The organism is Mucilaginibacter kameinonensis (assembly GCF_003675385.1).
GTDB classification, from domain to species: domain Bacteria; phylum Bacteroidota; class Bacteroidia; order Sphingobacteriales; family Sphingobacteriaceae; genus Mucilaginibacter; species Mucilaginibacter kameinonensis.
The window spans coordinates 1,384,470-1,410,020 of record NZ_RCWZ01000001.1; the positions used below are offsets into that span (position 1 = coordinate 1,384,470).

Below are 25,551 nucleotides of genomic sequence, written 5' to 3' on the forward strand. Positions count from 1 at the left end.
GTTTAAAAATATTCGTTATCTTTGATAAAAGCTAAAAAGCGATGAAGCATAATATTTCTACTAATAACGGCTCATTTAAAACTCATCCTACGCATTCGCCCGAAGAGGTGTTAGCTGCAGGGGGGACAACAGCTTTTAGTTTGAAATCTAACAAAAATACCAGGAGTTTAATAAAAGCCCTTCAGAATTCGCCCAAAATCGAACCATTTACAGAGGAAGAATGGAATGATTTGTCAAAACAAATGAGTAAGGACAAATGATGAATTTGTTACTTGATACTAACATTGTTTTGAATATTATAAGAGCGAAAGATTTCGCTGGCGTTGTAAATTTTATTAATCCAAACTAAGCTCAATTATATCTCTCAGTTGTTTCGGAAGCCGAGCTTAAGTCAATCGCTATTAAAAATAGTTGGGGTGTTAACAGGCGTGCTTTACTTGATAGTTTTTTAGATGAGGTTAATATTATTGAGGTTAATTAACTGTATGTAAATATCTACGCAGAAATTGATGCGTTTTCCCAAAAGGCAAATCCTGCCTTTACCGTTTATGATTTTAATACTCCGCGTAATATGGGTAAGAATGATCTTTGGATCGCGTCACTTGCCGCCCTTTTGAGTTTGCAGCTTTTAACAACGGACGCGGATTTTGATCACCTTCACAATGTATTTGTTGATGTACGACGTATCAATCCTGCTGAGTTTTTAATGTTTTTTTGAAGAATGAAGCAGCGATCAAATCGGTTTCGCATCACCCCACCATCATTCCCTCAAACTTTTCCCAAAAGCCATCACGTGGCACGGGTGCAATAATGGCAACCGGCTCGTTTTTTACCGGATGAATAAAAGTCAGTTTACGAGCGTGCAAACAAATGCTTTTGCGTAAGCTGCCACGGGGATAGCCATATTTATTATCACCAACAATTGGGCAACCCAAGGTTGAAAGCTGTACCCTGATCTGATGCGGGCGACCGGTTATTGGGTCAACCTCAATTAGATAATATCCGTTTAGCTCGCCAACCAGTTTATAGCTCAGTTCAGAACGTAAACTACCTTGTACCTCCTTGTCGTGTGCTTTAGTTACATTTTTTTGAGAGTTTTTGATCAACCAGTGCACCAGCGTCCCTTCCTCGGGGAACGGTTTTTTGCGCACTACTGCATAATAGGTCTTATGCATTTCGCGGGCTTTAAACATTTTGTTGATCCTGTCAAGCGCTTTGCTGGTTTTAGCAAACAGAATCACGCCGCTTACCGGCCTGTCAAGCCGGTGTACCACGCCCAGGAACGCGCCGTTGGGTTTGCTGTATTTGTGGGCGATGTACTTTTTTACCTTTTCGTCTAATGGCTCGTCGCCGGTTTCATCAACCTGCACAATATCGCCCGCGCGCTTGTTTATGCCAATAAGGTGATTGTCTTCATAAAGAACATCCTTATCGGTAATATCGTTATTGCTATAATTAAATTCGGGACGAGGCATTGTTTAGTTTATGGTTCATGGTTGATAGTTCATAGCCGATCATTTTTTACTATGATCTATGAACTATCAACCATAAGCTGATTAATATTGTTCCTTTTCGTTAGGGAAGCTATTGCTTTTTACGTCGGTATTGTAATTTTTGATTGCGTCGTGCATAACATCATACAGGTTGGAATACTGGCGTAAAAAACGGGGCTTGAAGCCTTTATTAATTCCCAGCATATCGTGGATCACCAATACCTGTCCGTCGCAATGCTGACCGGCGCCAATACCTATTGTAGGGATCTGCAGATTAGCGGTCACTTCCTGGGCCAATTTGGCCGGAATTTTTTCCAACACTACACCAAAGCAGCCAAGCTCCTGTAGCTTAACCGCATCTTCACGTAGTTTTTGTGCTTCGGCTTCATGTTTGGCGCGAACTGTATATGTTCCGAATTTGTATATGGATTGAGGGGTAAGCCCAAGGTGTCCCATTACCGGGATGCCCGCAGTTAAGATCCTGCTTACCGATTCGGCTATTTCAACACCGCCTTCAATTTTAACGGCATGTGCGCCGGCTTCCTTCATGATACGGATGGCCGAGTTCAAAGCTTCTTTTGAGTTGCCCTGGTATGAACCAAATGGCAAATCGACAACCACTAAGGCGCGTTTTGCTGCACGTACTACGGATGAAGCATGATAGATCATCTGATCGAGCGTGATAGGCAACGTAGTTTCGTGACCGGCCATTACGTTTGAGGCCGAATCGCCAACGAGGATGATATCCGTCCCAGCTTCGTCGACTATAGTAGCCATTGAATAATCATATGCGGTAAGCATAGAGATCTTTTCACCACTAACCTTCATTTCCTGAATAGTATTGGTGGTGATACGCTTTATTTCTTTATTTACAGACATTGATAAATGTTTTATCGGCAGTGCAAAGGTAATCATGATTTCGGATTTCAGAATTTCGATTTCGGAGGTTATATTTTTGATTTGCTATTTTGATTTAGAGGACGCTATTCTTCAATAAAAAATCCGAAATAAAAAAAATCCGAAATCCCATATTCGAAATCCGAAATAAAATCTTACTTTTGCGCCGTGAATCCGGAAGTTCCTTACTTCATTATTTCTATCAGTTTTCACGGGGCTTTGAACCAGGCAATCCGATCATTTAACCCTTTCAATTTTTTTAAGCGATGAACTATTTCACCAAACTACCGGCTATATTGCTGCTTGCTGACGGTACCGTTTTTTATGGTAAAGCTGCTGGCAAAATGGGTACTACCACCGGCGAGATTTGTTTTAATACCGGCATGACCGGCTACCAGGAAATTTTTACCGACCCTTCATACTTTGGGCAAATTATGGTAACCACCAATGCGCACATTGGTAACTACGGTATTGCTAATGAAGAGGTTGAATCGGGCAGGATCCAGATTGCTGGTCTTGTTTGTAAAAACTATAACATCGCCTACAGCCGTAAACAGGCTGATGAATCGATACAGGATTATTTCCAGGAACAAAACATTGTAGGTATTTCTGATATCGATACCCGCCAGCTTGTTCGCCACATTCGTGATAAAGGCGCTATGAATGCTATTATCTCGTCAGAAATATTGGATCTGGATGAGTTGAAAGCAAAACTTGACCTGGTGCCTTCAATGGATGGCCTGGAGCTTTCATCGCAGGTATCAACTACCGAAACTTATACTTTTGGTAGCGAAGATGCTCCTTACCGTGTAGCTGTGCTTGACCTTGGTGTAAAGAAAAATATCCTTCGCAATTTTGATTCGCGCGAGGTTTATGCAAAAGTGTTCCCGGCTAAAACAACTTATGCCGAAATGGAAAAGGATTTTGCGCCTACTGGTTATTTCATTTCAAATGGCCCTGGCGATCCGGCTGCTATGCCTTACGCGGTTGAAACAGTAAAAGAAATTTTAGCTGCCGATAAACCAATGTTTGGTATTTGTTTAGGTCACCAGCTGCTGGCTTTGGCTAATGACATCCCAACTCAAAAAATGTTTAACGGACACCGTGGCTTAAACCACCCGGTAAAAAATATCATCATTAACCATTGCGAGGTTACTTCACAAAACCACGGTTTTGGTGTAGTGCCTGAGGCGGTACGTGCTTCGGATAAAGTAGAGATTACTCACGTTAACCTGAACGACCAGTCGATAGAAGGGATCCGTGTAAAAGGTAAAAAGGCATTCTCGGTACAATATCACCCTGAATCTTCACCTGGCCCGCACGATTCAAGGTATTTGTTTGATGATTTTATCAAATCGATGAAATAAATTTTGATTACAGATGTGCAGATTTTAAATGTGCAGATGATATATAAAAGCCTTTCTATTTAGAAAGGCTTTTTTTGTTTCTCAGGATTCCTTTTTAACTTAGTTGTTATATCTACCTAAATTATGAAGAAATCAATTAATCTGCTCTTAAATGCCGAAGAGAAGGCGCTGCTCAGGGCTCAAAAAACTAAGATTTCTGACCTCACTACTTTTGCCCCCGACGAAGTGGCGATGATATTAAATGCAGATGCCGAACGTGCAAAAGAAATTAACGCGCTTATTGAATTTCAAAGTATTCCGTCATTGGGGATCAACTTTGCTACCGAGCTGATGCAGCAAGGGTATTACTCGTTAGAACAGTTAAAGGGCAAAGACCCGGTTGAGTTATTTAATGCTTTTGAGCGTCATGTTGGCGCCTGGGCCGACCCTTGTGTAGAGGACTCATATCGGTTGCTTGCTCATTATATAAAACATGGTGACACCGGCAAAAACTGGTGGGATTTTACTGCCGAACGAAAAGCCTACCGGGCAGAACACGGCTTCCCCGCAAATAGACCGGCAAAAGCCTGGTATGAGCTGCCGCAATACCGCAATAAGCAAAAAGATTTTGTTGGTGGGAAGTAGAGTGTCGTTGTATTTGATTAGTAAAAAAATATGTCATTGCGAAGCATGGCAACCGCACGAAAGCAGAGCGGCTCTGTATAGCATGCGATTGCTTCGTTCCTCGCAATGACACAACTTTTTACCCCACAAAAAAACGCGAATGAGTAAATCATTCGCGTTTTTGGTATAAAAACTCAGGCGGATATATCCTGGATTAGTTTAAGTATGATTGCAACAGGTTTGATTTTGAGTTGTGACGTAAACGCATCAAAGCCTTGTCTTTCAACTGGCGAACGCGTTCGCGGGTCAAATCAAATTTTTCACCTATTTCCTCTAATGAATGTGGCGCATGACCTCCAAGGCCAAAAAATAACATCAGTACTTCACGGTCGCGTTCGGCAAGGATACCTAACGAACGTTTAATTTCCTGCGATAATGAATCGGCCATTACTTCAGTATCGGTTGCAGCATCAGAGCTGGCCAACACGTCAAGTAAAGTATTTTCTTCACCCTGGATAAAAGGCGCGTCCATTGAAATCTGACGACCTGCATTATTCATTGAATCGGCAATTTTATCAACCGAAATTTCAAGGTTGTCTGCAAGTTCTTCAGGTGTTGGTTGCCTTTCGTACTCCTGCTCCAGTTTTGAAGCGGCTTTATGAATCTTACTTAATGAACCAATTTGGTTCAATGGTAAACGCACAATACGTGATTGCTCGGCAATGGCCGACAGAATTGACTGACGGATCCACCATACGGCATATGAAATAAATTTAAAACCTTTAGTTTCGTCAAAGCGTTTTGCCGCTTTGATCAGGCCAAGGTTTCCCTCGTTTATTAAGTCGCCCAGGGTAAGGCCCTGGTTTTGGTACTGCTTAGCAACCGATACCACAAAGCGAAGGTTAGTTTTTGTCAAACGTTCTAACGCTACCTGGTCGCCCTCACGAATCTTTTGCGCCAGGATCACTTCCTCCTCAGCTGTGATCAAATCTACCTTGCCAATATCGTGCAGGTATTTTTCGAGCGATGCTGATTCACGGTTAGTGATTGATTGGGATATTTTAAGTTGTCTCATTTTTTAATACAGATTATTAAGCTAAAAACGGTTCAATAAGATACTTGTGCCAGGTTAAACAACCGGAGTTAAAACATACTACATTAAACTTTGCTTCCTTCTTTATTTGTGAACCCGGGATAAGTATTTAATATTTAAAACGAGGGTTTTCTACTGATATTATTGCTGTAAGGAACGAGCGGTTTAAAAGTTTTAAAATAATGTGCTAACCAATAAATGTTTAATCAACATATTACCTTATAATGAACAGCACAAAGGTAAGCATTTATTTGCTATTATAGTGTCATTTCAACACCATGAAACAACGGTTAAAGTGAAGATTATGTGAATTTTTATTAATCTTGCGCTGGTTCCGGTGTTTGCTGCTTATCGTCTGTCTTCTGGTCGTCATCATCCTGCTTGGTTTTTTTGTGATTTTTATTCCATTTTATCTTTATTTTACCGTCATCGCCGTCGGTGGCAAGGATATGTAAAACAATACCTTTCATTCGTTTTTTGTTTCGTTCGGCCTCGTCCTCAATCTTGCTGTCGTTTTTCGGGTTCCGTAACGGAACATCCAGTGCAATGTTGGTGCCCCGTGATAGCGAATAGGTTCCCTCTACATCCATATTCAAAACGCTCGAATTGATTTGCATAGGGGCGATCTTTATCTTATCGCCGTCAAGATCAAATCTGGCTTTCAAATCGCCAAAAGTGATATTGTCCAAATCGCGGAAAGGGAAAGCGAACTTGCCTACGCTTTTTATCGGGGCGAAATTGACCAGTGCACCGTCTTTTAAATTAACCTGGGCAAAGCCTTTGATTGATTTTGGTACCAGATCGCCGGTATTTTTGATCCCGCCTTTAATATCCACTCTTGCCGAAAGGAAACCACGCAAGTTATCGCTGGTGAAATCCTTGAGACCGAAGTTGTTAAACGACGCAAAGAAGGTATTAGTATTTACGTTGTTAATAGTTGTGCTGATAGCAAAACTATTGGTTGGCCCCTGCAATACCAATCCGCTTAAATTCAATGTTCCGCCCGAACTTTTGAGGCTCACATTGCGCATCTTCATGGTGTTGTCGGCCAGCAGGATGTCTGCATTCACATCGGTGGCTAAAAACTTTTTGTAGTAAACTTTTGCCAAACGTAAATGGAGCTCGGCCTGCCCTTTATCAAACGCGGTATTAAGTTGACTGGTGATCTTAGCATTCGACATCTTTTTGCCCGACCCGCTATGGCCGGCACTGATTTCGTATCCGCGGTTGTTCAGGAAACCCAAAAATTCGCCAAGGCGGATCTGCGGACTGGTGATCTGCCATACGATCAGGATCTTTTCCGGATCGGTATAATACAGGTTTAAAAAGTTGCTCACCTTGCCCTGCATATAAACTATACTGCTGCCATTTTGCAGGCGGATGTTATTGATATAAAGATCCTTCTCGGTAAATTTTAAAGCGATGGAATTGTTTTTAAATACCAGGCCACGTGGCAGGTATTCTACATCCGCGTTTTTAATATCCACATTCCCGGTAACAAAGGGTTTGGTGAATTTAAAATTCACAATATCAGCTTTATAGGCCAGCTTCAGGTCGGCAATGCCTTTGGTAAATTTCAGGCTTTCATCGCCAATAACCGGGTTAAGTTTGGTAACCGGAAAGCGTGAACGAAAAATGCCTGTTGCCACCGGCGTGTTCAGGTTGTTGATGAACGCGGTATCAATTGTAAACGGAATATCTTTGTAATAACCGTTAAAATGATAAAGTTTGATAACCGAATTATCGTCATTTAGCCCTTTGCCATTGATATAGTTGTTGCTGAATACACCATTAAAACTACAGTTTTCAATAGTGCCGCCCTGGGTTTTCAAAACGTTGTTTTTTACCTTGGCCGTAACGTAAATGGATGGATCACCGCCGCCTCCAAAACTTCCCTTCAGGTCGCAGGTTACATCAATAGGTTTTTTCAGATCGAACATTTTGAGGCTTTTGGTGATATTGGCAGCCAGTAGGTTGGCAGCATCATTCCACAAAATATCGTCAACCTTGAGGTTAATAGTAAAATCTGTTTGCGGAGATTTAAGGTTAAACTGCGCGCCAACCGTGAAGGGGTTATCGCCAATGTTAAGTGTATTGGGTGCAAGGTTTATGATCTGCGAATCATCGTCGTAGCTGATATCAAAGTGGCCTTTTAAAAGCCTGTTTTTCATGAAGCTTCCTTTTTTTGTATTAAAGGAAAAGCTGTTTGCCATGGTATTCAGATCGATATCAGCATTCCATCCTTTGGCAGGATAATCCATGTGGCCCTGGATATCATTAACAGCAAATTTGAACAGTTTATAAGCGTGGCGGTCATCAACCACAAAGTTCACTTTGTTTAAGGAAAAACGTTTGATTTGTGTTGATGAGCTGGTTTGTTTTTCTTTTGGGTCTTTTTCAACCTTAGGTTTTGCTTTAAATATAGCTGTATTGCTGTAGCCGGTGCTATCGGTAAACAGGTCGATATCGGCATTGCTGATATCTATTTTATTGATCACCACCTCGCCTTTAAGCAACGCCGAGGCATTAACCGATACTTCAAAATCTTTTGCGGTAAGTAAAGTATGATGATGCTGGGCCCAGCGGTTATCTCTCAGTACCACATCTTTCAGTTCAACAGATACGCCCGGAAACCCCTTAAACAATGTAGGGTTGATAGTGCCTATAGTGAGTGTGCCGTTCAGGTTTTTGTTAAGTTCGGAGGTGATCATAGCAAGCACTTTCTGCTTATTATAATTAACATAAACAGTAAGGGCGATAAATAAAATTATAATTAAACCCACGAACGCTCCGGCGATCTTTAAGGTTATCTTTAACCATTTCGGCATTTCAACTAATTTATTGTTAAAGCGTTATGGTTATATAATTGTTTGTATTGTAACATATAATTAACACACGGTATAGGAATAGGTAAATAAATCTGCAATAAGATACAATATTTTAAATGTATAATCGGCTACATCATTATCATGGAAACAACTAATAAAATAAAGGTAATTATTACAGGCGCTACCGGTATGGTAGGCGAGGGGGTACTACACCAATGTTTGCTGAGCAATAAGGTTGAAGAGGTATTGATCATTAACCGTAAACCAAGCGGCGTTACGCATCCTAAGCTCAAAGAAATTATTCACGCCGATTTCTTTAACCTTACGCCCATAGAAAGCCATCTGCAAGGTTATAATGCCTGCTTTTTTTGTTTAGGGGTTTCGTCGGTAGGTATGAGTGAAGAGGCTTATTACAAAGTAACCTACCTGCTTACCATGCATGTTGCCGAGATACTGAGCCGTGTTAATCCGGATATGACCTTTTGCTACATATCCGGGGCAGGTACCGATAGTACGGAAACCGGCCGCAGCATGTGGGCACGCGTAAAAGGCAAAACTGAGAACGATTTGATGAAGCTGCCCTTTAAACAGGTCTTTAACTTCAGGCCGGGATTTATGAAAAGCTTTAAAGGCGCAAAAAATACGCTGTCTTTTTATAAATACATCAGCTGGATGTATCCCCTCGGCAGGCTTATTTACCCTAAAGGTTTTATTACACTGGAGGAAGTTGGCGAAGCCATGATTAATACCGCGAACCGGGGAACGGGGCGCTGGATCCTGGACGGGAAAGATATTGTGGCGCTGGCCAACGAATAGCGGGTTATGATATACGGATAGCATCGTCGTGTAAATCCGATATATCGTTATTGTGGTTTATGGTTTTTTGTTGTAAGGTGTTGTAATATAGTTGTTTGTGTTTTTGGTGTGAGGTTTGGGTTAGTGAGGTTAGTAACATTAATCAACACATCATTTGTGAAAACTAAACTCAAAAACAACATGAAAGCCAAATCAATGAAAGCCCGCTTAAATAAATATTTAATTGCGGCAGTAGTTTTATCAGGCAGTTTATTTGCCCTTACCTTTAAAGCAAGCGCGCAGGGCACACCTGTTAAAAACATTGTATTGGTACATGGCGCCTTTGCCGATGGCTCGGGCTTTCAAGCCGTGTACAATATCCTTACTAAAAAAGGCTACAATGTTACCGTAGTTCAAAATCCCTTAACCTCGCTTAAGGATGATGTTGACGCGGCTAACCGGATCCTGGACAAACAGGACGGCCCCACAGTTTTGGTTGGCCACTCCTATGGCGGTACAGTAATTACCGAAGCCGGGAATAATTCAAAAGTAGTGGCCTTGGTTTACATTGCCGCTTTTGCTCCGGATAAAGGCGAGAACACCATAAAATGGGTACAATCTGCACCTCCCGCTCCCGAAAACGGAATTTTGCCGCCAGACGATAAAGGCTTTGTTTACTATGATAAAGCTAAATTTCATGGTGGGTTTGCCGGCGATTTGAGCCAGGCCGAGGCCGACTTTATGTTTGCTTCACAAGGGCCAACCTCTGTTCAATGTTTTATAACCCCTATTACCGAAGCCGCCTGGAAAACCAAGCCGAGCTATGGCATAGTAGCTACCGAAGATAAAAGTATAGTGCCTGATGTTGAGCGTACCATGTATAAACGTGCCGGAGCTAAAATAACCGAGGTTAAAGGCAGCCACGTCATATTTATTTCGCAACCCGAGGCTGTTGCCAAAGTAATTATCGAGGCGGCAAACAGCGTTAAGTAAAAGATAGTTTTTGTTACAGTTTTAAGCGGAACCGGCGATTGGCCGTTCCGCTTTTTTGTTAGTTTTACGCTATCGATCATTAAATGGAAGCCATTACCGTACCCGGAGCAGTAAAAGATAAGCCGCAAATTAAAGCGGGTGAGATCTCTTTTGTGTACTACCAGGAGCGCGGCAGCCTGCTCAGAAACCAGGTGATTTTTAACCAATGCGCCGTAAGCTTTGTGCTTAACGGGCAAAAAGAGCTTTATCGTCATGCCGATTGTACCATCATCAGGCCAGGACAAGGTTTGCTGATTCCCGAAGGTAATACTCTTATCGCGGAGCATACCGTAAACGGGACTTCAAATGATGTGCTTTACAGTAGTTTTATCGTCTTCTTTCCGCAGCGGCTGATTACAGAATTTTTTGCTAAGCATGGTCTTTCCACAAAAAATACGCAAGCTGATGGTTCGCCTTATTTGCTTTTTTCAAACACCGCTTACCTTAATGAATACCTCCGGGGTATCCGGACTTTGGTTGACGGGCAGCAGCAGCTTTCATACCCGGTAGCGCTGCATAAACTGGAGGAGTTGCTGCTTATCATTTATGAATTATACCCAACTCAGTTGACGACCTTACTTGGTAGCGAGCATAACAATACCGGTTTATCGCTGCAAAAACTGGTCGAAAATAACCTGTTTAATAACCTCACTCTTGATGAATTGGCTTTTCTGGCCAATCGTAGCCTGTCGTCATTCAAACGGGATTTTGAGAAAGCTTATGGCCTGTCGCCGCAAAAATATATCCGCGAAAGGAAACTGGAAGCTGCCTGCATTGAGCTAAAGAGTGGGCGCAGGGCAAGTGAGCTTTACGGCACTTTCGGTTACGAAAACCTGTCGAATTTTAATACAGCTTTTAAGAAAAAGTTCGGGGTTACCCCGGCGGCTTACGGTCAGCAAATTGTAGTTTGAGCCGCTTGCACTACTATTTGAACCGTTTGCAATAACAGTGTGAACGCCCGCAAGGCCAACTTTGTAGCGTAATTAAATACTGTTATTATGAAAACGATTTTCTCTCTATTCATCAGCTTTTTTATAGCTAAGGCTGCATGTTCACAAACGTTTACTTTAAAAAGTGCCGATTTAGGCGGACAGTTCAGCAATGAGTTTATTGCCGGTAATTTTGGATGCAATGGCGGCAATAAATCGCCGCAACTAAGCTGGGTTAACGCACCGGAGGGCACCCAAAGCTTTGCCATAACCATGTACGATGCGGACGCCCCAACCGGAAGCGGGTTCTGGCATTGGGTTGTTGTAGATATTCCCGCAAATATTCATGAACTTAAGCAAGGCGCGGGCGACGTAAAAAGTGGTTTAGCTCCGCAAGGCAGCCTGCAAAGTATTAACGATGTAGGCGTACCCGGTTACCAGGGCCCATGCCCCGGCGTTGGCGAGGGCGACCACCGGTATCTTATCACCGTATATGCTTTAAAAACAGCCAAACTGGGCACAACGCAAGCTTCAACCGCGGCTTTAACCGGTTACATGCTGGGTAAGCAATCGTTAGCTAAGGCTTCGTTAATGGTTTATATGAAAAGATAAGCGACTTGTTTTTTTAAATCCCCTCTTGAGAGGGGGCGCGGTGGAATGTGTAGTTGCAGGGGTGTGTTTATGCAATTAACTTATCAAAGCAGAAACACACCCCTCCTCCCCTCTCAAGAGGGGAATCGCACAATCCCGCACCCTTACCAGTTGCACGATTAAGCGTCTACGCTTGAACCTGCGCCAGGATGAACAGGGTTTATGGCTTTCTAATTCCCCGTAGGGGATACCTATTTGTAGCGAAAGAGTGGTGAAGACGCTTTGCCTCGTAGAGGCTACCCTCGCGATGTAGATATTTTCTGCGTCAGGGTAGCACCTACCGGCGCACAATACTGCGTTGCAAACCTTATTCTACAAACAGGTAGCACCTCTGGTGCATAATAACGGGGGCACACGTCGTCGGTGGCAATAAACAAATCATGTGATCAAATGCTGGTAATTGTAGGAGGTTAACTACCGAATCACAACCTGCAATTTAAGCAACCTGCTTTTTTCTGCCGAAAAGCTCGCTCCATTATCATTACTTATTAACGATACATTATTAGGATCAGTTAACAGATCATTATAGGCAAAGCCATAGCAGCCTTTGGTAGTGGCCGATTGTATAACGACAGCGTATCGCTTACCGACGGTAACAGGAATATTTGTCTTTACAATAACGTTCCTGGCCGACCATGAAACAGAATCAGCAGGTAAAGTAACGGAAGCCAATGCTTTACCTGTTGGTGATCCGGTATTATTAAGTTCAAATACCTCAATAGCCAGACCGGAATCGGGATGCCCTGTTTGAAAAGTAGCAAAACTGATGCTGGCTAAATTGCCGTTCCTGCTTGCCGTAAAAATTTGCGCACGCTGTACATTTTTGCCAATGTCGCACCCGGTTATAAAATCTTCAGTTGGTTTTACCGGGCTGGGGTTCCTGGTAAAATTTGCTGTTTGCTGGCACTCCATGGGGTTGATGGAGCCATCGGCGGCAAAGCTGAGCGGTGCCCAGTAAAAATTTGCAAGGGCTTCGTTTTTGGCCGCGTTGTTCCACAAATCGCTGCCGAAAAGGAAAATCGTTTCTGAATCCAGTTTAATGGTTGATACAAACGAGGGTTGCCCGCCGCAGGAGTTATCACTGATCTTGATCCCATCTGACCATGGCCCCAATGGCGACGATGCAGTACGGTAAGAAGCCCCGGTGCCCGAACAATAACCACAATTAGGGTCGGAGTAAATAAGATAATATTTGCCTTTACGCTTGAACAATGCCGGTGCTTCGGTATTACCAGTAGTAACCGATTTTACATACTGCCCGGTTCCGGTTAAATAGTCGGCGCTTAATTTTTCAATAACGATACTGCCTTTTGTTCGCCAGTCGGTATACGCTAAATAGGCTGTGCCATCGTCATCAACAAAAGTATCATGGTCGCCATTGTTTAAACCTGCAACCGGCATTTCGCTGTTTACTGCAAGGGTTGGCTCCTTAATTTCAATGAATGGCCCAACCGGGGTTTTGCTGGTAAATACCCGGTAGCCAACCCGGTTATCATAAACGTTTATCCACAGTACGTAGCGTTTTGTTTTTTTATTATAGATAACATGCGGCCTAAAGCAGCCATAGGTTTTACCATCGCAGCGGCTTTGCCAAACGGGCGTTTGGGCATCAAACATAAATCCCCTGTCGGTCCAGTGTTGCAAATCGGTTGATGAGTAAGTTTTAAAACCGCAAAAGGGGGCCGTTTTGTTTCCCCATTCAAAACCGCAATCATAACTGGTACCGTACAGGTAGTACACGCCGTTAAATAAGGCTATCTCGCCGTCGTGCGCGTCAACCGCGTTGCCCAGGTTATCGAATTTAGTTATCTGCTTACCGTTTTTATCAAAATTTGTAATGCTTTGCGCCGATGCGAACCGGACAGTTAAAATGGCAGCCAACAGGCTAAGCAGGATAAGTTTTTTCATTGGTTTTGTTATTACTGAACTGCAGGTGCTAAAATTTTCAGCGAAAAGCGGCTATATCATCGACCCAAATCTATCAATGAACGCAAAAGTACCGGTTACACTTTTTGATATTAGGTTTATCATTTATGATAGCTGGTTTTAAAGATCTCCCTGCGCCCGTTTCCGGTAATCGGTAGGGGCAATGCCGGTTTTTTCTTTAAACAGTTTAGAGAAATAAAAATACGACTCGAACCTCAGATCGTAAGCAATCTGTTTAATAGGGATAGACGGATCATTCAGTAATTCTTTTGCACGATCTATTTTTAACTGGATATAGTACTGGCCTGGTGATAACCCTGTATGGCTTTTAAAGGCTTTTCTGAACCAGGAATAACCTACGCCTAATTGAGACGCAGCTTGTTCCGGTGAAAAATCGGCAGTTATATTTGAGCGGAAAAGAAGCCTCGCTTCATTGATCAATACTTCGCGGCCATCGCTCACCGCGTTTTGTCTGCTCACGGCATGAAAGCTTCCTAACAGGTGCAGCACCGCGCCTGAGATCTGGGGCTGGTAACCGGTATCTTCCTGTTGTGTTTTTTCGATGATGTTATTAAAGAGACCAAAAATGCTTTCATTAAAACCGATGCTAAGACACGGGGCTTCCGGTTTAAAAAAACTTTTGTTGATCAGGTTATCCATCACTTCGCCCTTAAAGCCTATCCAGTATTCATCCCAGCCGGTTTTTTCATCAGGCTTATAACGGTGCCGCTCTCCCGGAAACAAAACTATTACACTGCCGGCCTTTACTTCAATCCGTTTGCAACTGTCTGATTCAAAAAGGCCTTTGCCCCGGGTTATATAAATTACCTGGTACTCGTTCAGTACACGGCCGGTGTTCCAGTTAAAATTATGATGCGCGGGATGTGCCTTGCCAGGGTATGAGCCCGAGGCCTCAATATGGGTACAGCCGGTATTTAACACGCATAGTCCCCAGTTTTCGTCTTCCTTACTTACAGGCAGGTATTTGTAGTAATTGATCATATGGTAATGCTGTCCGGCATCAATAAATACATCTTAAATATCAAAATGTGTATTGGTACCAGGGTTTATATGGCAATATTTGACTCACACCAAATTATGATGAGTTGTTTAAAAACGATGTTTATTCAGAAGCTGTATAACGCTGCTGTCCATTTAAAAATTCGCTGCGTATATTGTATAGCCGAATGTGCCGCCCCTAAAGTGAAAAAATAACCTGTTTTAAACAACACCTAAATTAATATTAAGTTTATAGCTTTCTAATTATCAGTCAAATCCATCCATTACGCAACAATAAACCACAAAATGAATACTTCCGGCAATCAAATAACCCCAGGCCTTAAAATTGGACTTTTCGGTATCGGCCTTAATACTTATTGGGATCAGTTTGAAGGGCTTGAACAGCGGCTATCGGGTTACGTGGATGAGGTAGCAGATAAGCTTGCCGGTTTTGGTTCGGGAGTGGTTAATCTCGGGCTTATTGATACACCGCAAAAGGCATTTGAAGCGGGCAGCCATTTTCGCCGGGAAGATGTGGACCTGATATTTTTATACGTTACCACTTACGCGTTATCATCCACCGTATTGCCCGTTGTAAAAAAAGCTAAAGTTCCGGTGGTGATCCTGAACCTTACGCCGGGCGCGGCTATTGATTACACGGCTTTCAACAAAATGCAAAACCGCACAGCCATGACCGGCGAATGGCTGGCCTATTGCTCGGCTTGCCCGGTACCCGAAATAGCCAATGTGTTTAAACGGGCCACTATTCCTTTTTATCAAATAACGGGCATGCTGCATAACGATCCGCATGTTTGGCAGCAGGTAGAAGAGTGGATAGCCGCGGCTAAAGTGGCCAACACCATGTACCACAACACATTGGGAATTATGGGCAATTACTATGGTGGTATGCTGGATATCTATTCCGACCTCACGCTGCAGTGCGCCACATTTGGCGGCCATATTGAAATTATGGAGGTTGATGAGCTATCGGGCTTACGCGATACAGTTCAGGAGATTGAGGTTAAAGACAAGCTAAAAGAGTTTCACGAACGGTTTGATGTCCAGTCTGATTGTTCGGATTTTGAACTGGAACGCGCCGCTACAACCGCTGTTGCTTTGGATAAACTGGTGGCGAAATATAATCTTGGCTCCATGGCCTACTATCATAAAGGAACAGGCAATGCGGCTAATGAGGATACCATGAGCTCGGTGATCCTGGGGAATTCGCTGCTTACGGCGGCAGGTATTCCGGTAGCAGGCGAGTATGAGATCAAAAATGCCCAGGCCATGAAAATAATGGACAGTTTTGGCGCGGGTGGTTCCTTTACCGAATACTACGCCATGGACTTTAACGATGATGTGGTGCTGATGGGACATGATGGCCCCTGTCACCCGGCCATTGCCGAAGGGAAGATCAAAGTAAAGCCGCTACAGGTTTATCATGGCAAGGTTGGTAATGGCCTTTCGGTAGAGATGTCGGTGAGTCATGGCCCTGTTACCATGCTCTCGGTTGTGGAAACGGCGGGCGGTAAAATCATTTTCCTGGTAGCAGAAGCAGAATCTGTTGCCGGGCCGATACTGGAAATAGGGAACACCAACAGTCGTTACAAATTTGCAATCGGTGCCAGGACTTTTGTAGAAACCTGGAATTCGCATGGCCCCGCGCACCATTGTGCAGTAGGTAAGGGGCATATTGCATCAAAAATTAAAAAGCTGGGTGATTTGTTGGGAGTGGAGACAGTGAAGGTTTGCTGATCTCGTGCAGATGAAGGTTTTTAGTGTGCGTTGATTTACGAGGCACCTACGGAGCCTTAATCCGTTATTTCTTTGACTATAAACACGATACTCCTACGGAGTGCTTTGGCCAATATGCTTTTCAACTCCGTAGGAGTATCGTGTTTATAGAATTTCCGCAATGCAAAATTTTAGGGCTCCATAGGAGCCTCGTGTTAATAAAAGCGATACTGGCTTAGCACGCATTTTGCTCATAAGCATGATGAGGATATGATTTAATTATCTCCCAAATTAAACGTTTTACCATTCCAAAACAGCAAATCCGCTACGGGATGATGTTTTTATATTGTTAAAATAACACTAATTATCGCCTCTCCGCTGGCCCTTTCTCCAAGTCTTTTCTGTGTCTGATTTACTTATGTAATGACTTTTTTACAGGGTTTACATCTCTGCTAACCTAATAATCGATTTTACATGAATAATTTTTTAAATAAAATTTCTCTTTGTCAATAATTAAGTGTTATTTCGACAATAATTATAAATCTTTATATGAGCAATAACCAATTAGTGATCGGTGTCGATTATGGTTCCGATTCTGTGCGTTCTGTGATAGTGAATGCCGCAAACGGAGAAGAAATAGCATCATCAGTATTTAATTATCCCCGCTGGCGCGATGGCAAGTATTGCGTACCTGCCGAAAATCAATTCCGTCAGCATCCGCAGGATTATATCGACGGACTTAAAGCCACCATTAAAGATTGTATTGCACAAGCCGGTGGCGAGGCCATCGCGAAAAACATAAAAGGTATCTCGGTTGATACTACCGGCTCAACCCCGGTTGCTGTTGACGCGACCGGAACTCCGCTTGCTTTAACCCCCGGTTTTGAAACAAATCCCAATGCCATGTTTGTGCTTTGGAAAGATCACACCTCGGTTAAAGAAGCCGCGCAGATCAATGAGCATGCTACAAAATTTGATACCAATTATTTGAAATACGTTGGCGGCATCTACTCGTCGGAGTGGTTCTGGGCTAAGTTATTACACGTATTAAGGGTTGATGCACAAGTACGTGACGCCGCGGCCTCATGGGTTGAGCATTGCGACTGGATTCCGTTCCTGTTAACCGGTGGTACCGATGTTAAGGATATTAAGCGCGGCCGTTGCTCTGCAGGTCACAAAGCGTTGTGGGCAGAGGAGTTTAATGGCTTGCCTCCCGAAGAATTTTTTGTTTCCCTTGATCCGGTGCTGGCTGGTTTCAGGGATAAATTATATGAAGACACATACACTGCCGATGAAGCGGCCGGAAATCTTAGCGCGGAGTGGGCGGAGATATTGGGACTCTCAACCGATGTGATTGTAGGTACCGGCGCTTTTGACGCCCATATGGGCGCGGTTGGCGGCCAGATTGAGCCTTATCACCTGAGTAAGGTAATGGGTACATCAACCTGCGATATTTTGGTAGCCCCATCAGCAGAGATGGAGGGCAAACTGGTACGCGGCATTTGCGGACAGGTTAACGGTTCGGTTATTCCGGGTATGACAGGTTTAGAGGCTGGTCAGTCGGCTTTTGGCGATACTTATGCCTGGTTCAAGAATATCCTGGCCTGGCCATTAAACAACCTGCTGTCGCAATCGCAGGTAATTGACGCAGCTACCGCCGAAGCTTTGAAAGAAGAAATTTCTGAGATGATCATCCCTGAACTGAGCAGACAAGCGGCTTTGTTACCAATTGATGAAAGTAATGAGCTGGCTATTGATTGGTTTAACGGCAGGCGTACGCCGGATGCCAACCAGGAATTAAAAGGTGCTATTACCGGTCTGGGTTTAGGCAGCGATGCGCCAAGGGTATTCCGTGCACTGGCCGAGGCTACCTGTTTCGGAGCCAAGAGTATCGTTGATCGTTTTATCAGCGAAGGGATCCCGGTAAAAGGCATCATCGGTATTGGTGGTGTGGCAAAAAAATCATCTTTCGTGATGCAAATGATGGCCGATGTTTTGGGTATGCCTATCCGTATTCACCAGTTTAAACACACCTGTGCTTTGGGCGCGGCTATGTTCGCGGCAGTGGTTGCGGGCATTTATCCCACCATTGAAGAAGCCATGACAGCCATGGGCCGTGGGTTTGACGTGGTTTATGAGCCAAACATTGCGCTGAAAGAGGTTTATCAGCAACGCTATAATCAATACAGCACATTAGGCCGGTTTGTTGCCGCTGAGGTTGCCCTGAAAAATAATCCTGAACTGCAAAACGCATAATAACGAAATGAGTAAATATGATCATATTAGGCTTAGTGCCTATAATGCCAACATGCAGCTGCCTAAACTTGGCCTTGTGCTGTTCACCTTTGGTAACGTAAGCGCTGCCGACAGAGAATTAGGTGTATTCGCTATTAAACCAAGCGGTGTACCTTATGAAGACCTTTCACCAGAAAAAATGGTGATTGTTGATTTTGATGGCAATACCATTGAAGGTGACCTTCGCCCGTCAAGCGATACCAAAACCCACGCCGTACTTTACAAGCATTGGGATGGTATCAATGGTATTGTGCACACGCACTCTACCTACGGAACTGCCTGGGCACAGTCTCAACGTGATATCCCTATCTTCGGTACTACTCACGCCGATCATTTAACGGTTGATATTCCCTGTGCTCCACCTATGAATGATGAAATGATCAAAGGTAACTACGAGTATCAAACCGGTTTCCAGATCATGGAATGCTTTGAAGAAAAAGGTTTGGATTACAAAGAAGTTGAAATGGTACTGGTAGGTAATCACGCACCGTTTACCTGGGGTAAAACCGCCGAAAAAGCAGTTTATAACAGCGCCGTACTTGAAGCTGTAGCCCAGATGGCCTACCTTACAGAGCAAATTGACAGAAGCGCCCCCCGCTTAAAAGATGCGCTGATTAAAAAACATTACGAGCGTAAACACGGACCTGATTCATATTACGGACAATAAACCTGATGAAAAAAATAAACCTGTTTTTCCTGCTGCTTTGTTTTTTCGCCTGCAGCCGCTTATCGGCGCAAGTTGCAGCAACCCCACCTATGGGCTGGAACAGTTATAACTGTTTTGGCTCGGCAGTACATGAAGATGAAGTAAAAGCCAATGCCGATTACATGGCCGATCATCTGAAACAATATGGCTGGGAGTATGTAGTGGTTGACTTTTTATGGTCGTATGATAATCCTCCGGGCAGCAATATTGGCAACCCTTTTCAATTGCGTTTACAGGATGGTTCATATGTGCCATGGTTAACTATGGATAAATGGGGAAGGTTAACTCCACAGCCAAATAAGTTTCCATCGGCTTTTGGTGGTAACGGCTTTAAACCACTTGGCGATTATATCCATAGCAAGGGCCTGAAATTTGGGATCCATGTTATGCGAGGAATCCCGAGGCAGGCGGTTTGGGCAAAATCGCCGATAAAAGGCACCAATGGCATCACTGCAGATATGGTGGCCGATACCAACTCAAAATGCCCATGGATGAACCATATGTATGGTTTGGATATGAAGAAGCCCGGCGCGCAGGAATACCTGAACTCGCTGTTAGAGCTTTATGCTTCATGGGGAGTAGATTTTATTAAGGTAGATGACCTTTCGCGCCCGTACAGCAATGCAGAGGTTGAAGGTTATCAGAAAGCGATTCAGCAATGCGGCAGACCAGTTGTGCTGAGCCTGTCGCCAGGTGAAACTCCGGTTGCACAAGCAGCACACGCTACCAAATATGCCAATATGTGGCGCATGGCCGATGACTTTTGGGATAACTGGAAAGAGATCCTGCACATGTTTGATTATGCTAAAAGCTGGGAAGGCGTAAGTGGTCCCGGTCACTGGCCAGATTGCGATATGATCCAGATAGGAAAGCTGAGCAAACGCGGGCCGGTAGGCGAAGAACGTTTCAGCCGCTTCACCCAGGATGAAGAGATTACACACATGACTTTCTGGAGCATCTTTCAGTCGCCGTTAATGCTTGGCGGTAACCTGCCCGAAAACCGTGATTTTGAGTTGAAGCTATTTACCAATGACGAGGTAATAGCGGTAAATCAAAAAGGAGCACATCCAAAACAACTGTACAAAAAAGATGGCGCTATGATCTGGTATTCACAGATTCCGGGCAGTAAAGACATTTATGCAGCCTTCTTCAATATTGGAGATGACGACAAAACCGTATCCCTGAATTTTAAAGATCTGGGCCTGAAAGGTAAAGTAACCGTACGCGATTTGTGGAAAAAGCAGGATGTTGGCCAGTACAGCTCAGGCTATCAGCAAAAAATAAATAAACATGGTGCAGCACTATTTAAACTGTCACCAAAAAACTAAACCAATTCATTAAATCACTAATTCGCTAATTCAATAAATCACTAAATAGTATATGATTGATCTGAAAACATTTGAAGTATGGTTCATTACAGGTAGCCAGAACTTATACGGAGAAGAAACACTAAAAAAAGTTGCCGAGCACTCACAGGAAATAGCTAAAGGTATCGATGGCGCGGCTAACATCCCGGTACGCGTGGTATACAAACCGGTTGTAAAATCAACCGAAGAAATTTATAACACTTTGCAGCAGGCTAATGTTGCCGAAAACTGTATCGGTGTTATTGCCTGGATGCATACGTTTTCGCCTGCTAAGATGTGGATCAGGGGCTTAAGCATCCTTAAAAAACCGATGCTGCACCTGCATACCCAGTATAACCGCGATATTCCATGGAGTTCGATAGATATGGACTTTATGAACCTGAACCAAAGCGCTCATGGCGACAGGGAGTTCGGTTTCATGGTATCACGTATGCGCATTAACCGTAAAGTGGTTGTTGGTCACTGGCAAGATAGCGAGGTGTTGAAAGACATTGAAAGCTGGAGCCGTGCAGCGGCGGGCTGGTACGACTGGCAAGGCGCTAAATTTGTTCGCTTTGGCGATAACATGCGTTTTGTTGCCGTTACCGATGGTGACAAAGTTGAGGCTGAATTGAAATTTGGTTTCGCGGTAAATACTTATGGTATTGGCGATCTGGTGGCTGTCGTTGACAGCATCAGCGACGCGGAGGTTAAAGCCCTTACCGACGAATACGAAGCTATTTATACCATGACCGATGATCTTAAACAAGGCGGCGCAAGGTATCAGTCGGTTTATGACGCTGCAAAAATTGAGCTTGGCTTACGTAAGTTTTTACAAGATGGCGGTTACAAAGGTTTCAGCGATACTTTTGAAGATCTGCATGGCATGATCCAGTTACCGGGTATTGCCTCACAGCGTTTAATGGCCGATGGTTACGGTTTTGCCGGTGAAGGCGACTGGAAAACTGCCGCCTTAGTACGCGCATTTAAAGTAATGGGTGCAGGATTGCCAGGCGGTAACGCTTTCATGGAAGATTATACCTACCACTTCGACCCGAACAATGCTTTAGTTTTAGGTTCACACATGCTTGAGGTAGATAGCAGTCTGGCTAACGGCAAAGCAGCATTGGAAGTGCATGCCTTAGGCATTGGCGGCAAAGCTGACCCTGCCCGTTTGGTATTTAACGTAGCCGGCGGTGCAGCATTAAACGCTTCGATTGTGGATATGGGCAACCGTTTCCGTTTAATTGTTAACGAGGTTGAAGCAATTGAACCGGTAGAAGATTTGCCAAAACTACCTGTTGCAAGGGTCCTTTGGAAACCGCTTCCTGATATGAAAACCGGCTGCGCGGCATGGATCTACGCAGGTGGCGCGCACCACACCGCATACAGTCAAAACCTATCGGCCGAGCTGATCAACGATTTTGCTGATATGGCAGGTATTGAGTTTTTACGTATTGGTAAAGACACCAAGCTTGACCAGTTCAGGAACGAGATCAGGTGGAATGACGCGGCTTATAAGCTGTAATACTTTCTAAATTAAGAAAAGACTTACGAAGTTTTTAAAGCTTCGTAAGTCTGAAATATAAACCGTCATTGCGAGGAACGAAGCAATCCCAAACTTTACAGATGGGCTTGCATATTGAGGGTTGCTTTGTACCCGGCAATGATGTAATGAATAAAAGAATTTAAACTTAACCAAAAGCTCTTGAAAGCGCTCGCCCTTTAGGGGAGGGTTGGGAGGGGCGACCATTAAACCTAATAATGAACAAATTTGCAACTATCGATTACGTGATCTTCGTAATCTATTTTATTGTAGTTACGGGCTACGGGTACTGGGTATACAGCCGTAAAAAGATCAAAGGCGTATCCGATAGTCACGACTTTTTCCTGGCCGAAGGTTCGCTCACCTGGTGGGCTATTGGCGCTTCGCTGATTGCATCTAACATATCGGCCGAGCAGTTTATAGGTACCAGCGGTCAGGGCTTTGAAGTAGGGCTTGCCGTAGCAGCCTATGAATGGGTTGCCGCTATAGCACTTATCATTGTGGCTGTGTGGTTTATCCCAATTTTCCTTAAAAATAAGATATTCACCATGCCACAGTTTTTGCACAACCGTTATAACGAAACGGTGAGCTTTATCATGGCCATATTCTGGCTGTTGCTATACGTGCTGGTGAACCTTACCTCTATACTTTATCTGGGTGCTTTGGCTATCAACAACCTGATGGGGGGCGGCTACCTGCATGAGATCATTATCGCGCTATCTATTTTCGCGCTGTTTATTACCCTTGGTGGTATGAAGGTGATTGGCTTTACAGATGTTATCCAGGTTTTGGTACTGGTTATCGGTGGTTTGGCTACAACCTATATCGCGCTTACTTTGGTGAGCGAGCATTTTGGTTTAGGTAAAGATGCCATGGCCGGTTTAAACAAGATGATGAGCGATGCTCCTGAGCATTTCAGAATGATGATGGCTAAACCTAAGCCGGGCGCACCGCAGGAAGAGATCAATAAATATCTGGCCCTGCCGGGTATTGCCATGTATTTCGCCGGTCAATGGATTGTGAACCTGAACTATTGGGGCTGTAACCAGTACATTACCCAACGCGCTTTGGGTGCCGATCTTAAAACTGCCCGTACCGGGATCTTATTTGCCGGTTTAATGAAACTGGCCATGCCTGTAATTGTAGTTTTACCGGGTATCGCTGCCTACGTGCTATACAAAAACGGTGCTTTACAACAGGAAATGGCAACCGGCGGACATTTCAAAATAGATAACGCTTATTCGGCTATTCTTGGGTTTTTGCCTACCGGCTTAAAAGGCCTGTCGGTAGCGGCACTTACAGCCGCCATTGTGGCGTCACTTGCAGGTAAGGCCAATAGCATCTCTACCATTTTTACGCTGGATATCTACAAAAAGCATATCAATAAAGAAGCCAGCGAAAAAAACATGGTGGTATTCGGAAGACTTACCATTGTGGCTGCCCTAGTATTCTCAATCATACTTACCTGGAAAGATTTGCTGGGCATAGGCGGCGAAGGTGGTTTTACCTTCATTCAAAAATATACAGGCTTTATCAGCCCGGGTATCTTTGCTATTTTCCTTTTAGGTTTCTTCTGGAAACGTACTACCAGCGCAGCTGCTATAGCGGGTATTTTAACAAGCTTTGGTATGTCGGTATTGTTCAATAACTACGCTCCCAAACTGTTCGGTCATGAAACTTTCCTTTACACGGCTTTCCCTAATGGCAAAGGCGGTTATGAGATCCCTTTCCTGATCTGTATGGGCTTGTCGTTCCTGTTCACCATGATCGTGACGATAGGTATTAGTTTAGCCGGACCGAAGGTTAACCCTAAAGCACTCGAAATTCCGCGTAGTATGTTCAAGGTAGAAAAATCGACCATGGCATTAATTATAGTTACGCTTATACTGCTTACCATGCTTTACGTGAAGTTCTGGTAAATGGTTGAAATATTTGATTTTTGAATAAGAAAGTCCCGCGCGAGGCGGGCTTTTTTTAATTAAATATTTTAAGTGTTTTTTTAACAATTATAAATTAATTTTTATACATTGGTCTCGCTGATCACCAGTTATCAGTTTAAGCCAATTTATTTGTTCCGGAAATTATAATAGTTAAAACGGTAATGCTGTAAAAGGCAAGCTAACAACCTCAAATTATGAAGAATAACAAGAATTTATTAATGATGTTAAGCTGTTCGGCTGCACTTTTCGCGGCTTGCAACGGTAATCCTAAAGCAACTGACTCAACCGTGAAAGATTCAACTTCGGTAACTACCCATGCTATACCCGATTCGGCAAATTTTGAAGCCGATGTACAAGGGCAAAAAACAAAGCTTTTTACCCTTAAAAATACCGGCGGCGTAACCGCAGCTATCACCAATTATGGCGGCAGGCTGGTGAGCCTGTTGGTACCCGATAAAGACGGTAAAGCTACCGATGTTATTTTAGGTTATGATTCGGTGAAAAGCTATCAAAAACCGAAGGAGCCATATTTTGGTGCCATCATTGGTCGTTATGGCAACCGCATTGCCAAAGGTAAATTCACGCTTGATGGTAAAGCTTACCAGCTGGATATTAACGATGGAGTAAATACCCTGCATGGCGGTTTTAATGGTTTTTATGGCAAGGTATTTTCTGCCAAGCAATTAAGCGCTTCACAACTGGAACTTACCTATGTTTCAAAAGATGGTGAAGGTGGTTATCCCGGTAATTTAACTGCAACTGTAGTTTATACCCTGGGTGATGATAACTCATTGAAAATAGAATACAAAGCCACTACCGATAAACCTACCATTGTTAATTTAACTAATCACGCTTATTTTAACCTGAATGGTGCAGGCAGCCCTACTATTACAGATAACGTAATGCAAATAAACGCCGATGCTTTTTTGCCTGTGGATACCACACTTATCCCAACCGGCAAATTACAGCCGGTTAAAGGCACCCCGTTTGATTTTACCACATCAAAAGCTATTGGTAAAGACATTGGCACTGCCGATGAGCAATTGAAAAACGGTAAAGGTTACGATCATAATTTTGTATTGAACAAACATGATCTTACCACGCCGGTAGCTACCGCTAAAAGTATTGTTACCGGTATTACTATGGAGGTATTTACCGAAGAACCTGGTCTGCAGTTTTACTCCGGCAACTTTTTAACCGGCGAAACTAAAGACGGTAAGGGCGGCAAAGCCTATCCGTACCGCTCGGCTTTTTGCTTGGAAACACAGCATTTTCCAGACGCGCCAAATCAGCCGGCTTTTGCTTCAACAGTGTTAAAACCAGGGCAAACCTACCATACAGTTACCATTTACAAATTCTCCAAATAAGTAA

Annotated in this window: 20 protein-coding genes; 14 read left to right on the plus strand and 6 right to left on the minus strand. The window is 43.7% G+C overall.

The features are described 5' to 3' along the window. Nucleotides 1-41 precede the first annotated feature (41 nt). Complete coding sequence (locus EAH55_RS06305; RefSeq protein WP_112575853.1) at nucleotides 42-260, plus strand: hypothetical protein; 219 nt, start codon at nucleotides 42-44, stop codon at nucleotides 258-260. A 489-nt stretch (nucleotides 261-749) separates the two neighbouring features. Here the strand turns inward: EAH55_RS06305 and EAH55_RS06315 are convergent, their stop codons facing one another. Beyond that, nucleotides 750-1,475 carry an RluA family pseudouridine synthase gene (locus EAH55_RS06315; protein WP_121808870.1) on the minus strand — a complete coding sequence of 242 codons (726 nt, stop codon included), beginning with the start codon at nucleotides 1,473-1,475 and terminating at the stop codon, nucleotides 750-752. Nucleotides 1,476-1,556: 81 nt separating this feature from the next. Then, the gene (panB, locus tag EAH55_RS06320; protein WP_121808871.1) at nucleotides 1,557-2,372 is read right to left on the minus strand and encodes a 3-methyl-2-oxobutanoate hydroxymethyltransferase; all 816 of its coding nucleotides are present in this window, start codon (nucleotides 2,370-2,372) and stop codon (nucleotides 1,557-1,559) included. 284 nt (nucleotides 2,373-2,656) lie between these two features. On the opposite strand from panB, the gene carA reads away from it, so the two are divergent. Then, nucleotides 2,657-3,757 carry a glutamine-hydrolyzing carbamoyl-phosphate synthase small subunit gene (gene carA, locus EAH55_RS06325; protein WP_112575856.1) on the plus strand — a complete coding sequence of 367 codons (1,101 nt, stop codon included), beginning with the start codon at nucleotides 2,657-2,659 and terminating at the stop codon, nucleotides 3,755-3,757. 123 nt (nucleotides 3,758-3,880) lie between these two features. Next, nucleotides 3,881-4,381, plus strand: a complete 501-nt coding sequence (locus tag EAH55_RS06330) for a helix-hairpin-helix domain-containing protein (protein WP_121808872.1) — start codon at nucleotides 3,881-3,883, stop codon at nucleotides 4,379-4,381. A gap of 193 nt (nucleotides 4,382-4,574) precedes the next feature. Here the strand turns inward: EAH55_RS06330 and EAH55_RS06335 are convergent, their stop codons facing one another. Together EAH55_RS06335 and EAH55_RS06340 are read right to left on the minus strand one after the other, a co-directional pair. Further along, nucleotides 4,575-5,435, minus strand: coding sequence for a sigma-70 family RNA polymerase sigma factor (locus EAH55_RS06335; protein ID WP_091165711.1), 861 nt, complete (start codon nucleotides 5,433-5,435; stop codon nucleotides 4,575-4,577). Between the two features lie 335 nt (nucleotides 5,436-5,770). Further along, nucleotides 5,771-8,281: an AsmA family protein gene (locus EAH55_RS06340; protein WP_121808873.1), complete on the minus strand. Its 2,511-nt coding sequence runs from the start codon at nucleotides 8,279-8,281 to the stop codon at nucleotides 5,771-5,773. Between the two features lie 141 nt (nucleotides 8,282-8,422). Between EAH55_RS06340 and EAH55_RS06345 the strand changes: the two genes are divergently transcribed. The 4 genes from EAH55_RS06345 (at nucleotide 8,423) to EAH55_RS06360 (ending at nucleotide 11,649) form a co-directional block, all read left to right on the plus strand. Beyond that, nucleotides 8,423-9,097, plus strand: a complete 675-nt coding sequence (locus EAH55_RS06345; RefSeq protein WP_121808874.1) for an NAD-dependent epimerase/dehydratase family protein — start codon at nucleotides 8,423-8,425, stop codon at nucleotides 9,095-9,097. Between the two features lie 156 nt (nucleotides 9,098-9,253). Further along, nucleotides 9,254-10,069 carry an alpha/beta hydrolase gene (locus EAH55_RS06350; protein ID WP_244228099.1) on the plus strand — a complete coding sequence of 272 codons (816 nt, stop codon included), beginning with the start codon at nucleotides 9,254-9,256 and terminating at the stop codon, nucleotides 10,067-10,069. Between the two features lie 83 nt (nucleotides 10,070-10,152). Further along, on the plus strand, nucleotides 10,153-11,019 hold the full coding sequence (locus tag EAH55_RS06355; protein ID WP_121808876.1) for a helix-turn-helix domain-containing protein: 867 nt from the start codon (nucleotides 10,153-10,155) through the stop codon (nucleotides 11,017-11,019). 87 nt (nucleotides 11,020-11,106) lie between these two features. After that, nucleotides 11,107-11,649 carry a YbhB/YbcL family Raf kinase inhibitor-like protein gene (locus EAH55_RS06360; RefSeq protein WP_121808877.1) on the plus strand — a complete coding sequence of 181 codons (543 nt, stop codon included), beginning with the start codon at nucleotides 11,107-11,109 and terminating at the stop codon, nucleotides 11,647-11,649. Between the two features lie 453 nt (nucleotides 11,650-12,102). Here EAH55_RS06360 and EAH55_RS06365 read toward each other — a convergent pair whose 3' ends face one another. Beyond that, nucleotides 12,103-13,596, minus strand: a complete 1,494-nt coding sequence (locus tag EAH55_RS06365; protein WP_121808878.1) for a family 43 glycosylhydrolase — start codon at nucleotides 13,594-13,596, stop codon at nucleotides 12,103-12,105. Between the two features lie 138 nt (nucleotides 13,597-13,734). Beyond that, nucleotides 13,735-14,616, minus strand: a complete 882-nt coding sequence (locus EAH55_RS06375) for an AraC family transcriptional regulator (RefSeq protein ID WP_121808880.1) — start codon at nucleotides 14,614-14,616, stop codon at nucleotides 13,735-13,737. A gap of 303 nt (nucleotides 14,617-14,919) precedes the next feature. Here EAH55_RS06375 and EAH55_RS06385 point away from each other — a divergent pair, with 303 nt between their 5' ends. The 7 genes from EAH55_RS06385 to EAH55_RS06415 all read left to right on the plus strand — a co-directional run bounded on the left by EAH55_RS06385 (nucleotide 14,920) and on the right by EAH55_RS06415 (nucleotide 25,547). Then, entirely contained in the window at nucleotides 14,920-16,368 is a 1,449-nt protein-coding gene (locus EAH55_RS06385; RefSeq protein WP_121808882.1) for an arabinose isomerase, read from the plus strand. 528 nt (nucleotides 16,369-16,896) lie between these two features. Further along, nucleotides 16,897-18,603 (plus strand): ribulokinase, encoded by a 1,707-nt coding sequence (locus EAH55_RS06390; protein ID WP_121808883.1) that lies wholly within the window; start codon nucleotides 16,897-16,899, stop codon nucleotides 18,601-18,603. Between the two features lie 7 nt (nucleotides 18,604-18,610). Then, nucleotides 18,611-19,309: an L-ribulose-5-phosphate 4-epimerase gene (locus EAH55_RS06395; RefSeq protein ID WP_114940093.1), complete on the plus strand. Its 699-nt coding sequence runs from the start codon at nucleotides 18,611-18,613 to the stop codon at nucleotides 19,307-19,309. 5 nt (nucleotides 19,310-19,314) lie between these two features. Then, entirely contained in the window at nucleotides 19,315-20,676 is a 1,362-nt protein-coding gene (locus tag EAH55_RS06400) for a glycoside hydrolase family 27 protein (protein ID WP_121808884.1), read from the plus strand. Nucleotides 20,677-20,728: 52 nt separating this feature from the next. Beyond that, on the plus strand, nucleotides 20,729-22,222 hold the full coding sequence (araA, locus tag EAH55_RS06405; RefSeq protein ID WP_121808885.1) for an L-arabinose isomerase: 1,494 nt from the start codon (nucleotides 20,729-20,731) through the stop codon (nucleotides 22,220-22,222). A 236-nt stretch (nucleotides 22,223-22,458) separates the two neighbouring features. Beyond that, complete coding sequence (locus EAH55_RS06410) at nucleotides 22,459-24,159, plus strand: sodium:solute symporter family transporter (protein ID WP_121808886.1); 1,701 nt, start codon at nucleotides 22,459-22,461, stop codon at nucleotides 24,157-24,159. Between the two features lie 215 nt (nucleotides 24,160-24,374). Then, the gene (locus EAH55_RS06415; protein WP_244228100.1) at nucleotides 24,375-25,547 is read left to right on the plus strand and encodes an aldose epimerase family protein; all 1,173 of its coding nucleotides are present in this window, start codon (nucleotides 24,375-24,377) and stop codon (nucleotides 25,545-25,547) included. The last annotated feature ends 4 nt before the right edge of the window (nucleotides 25,548-25,551 follow it).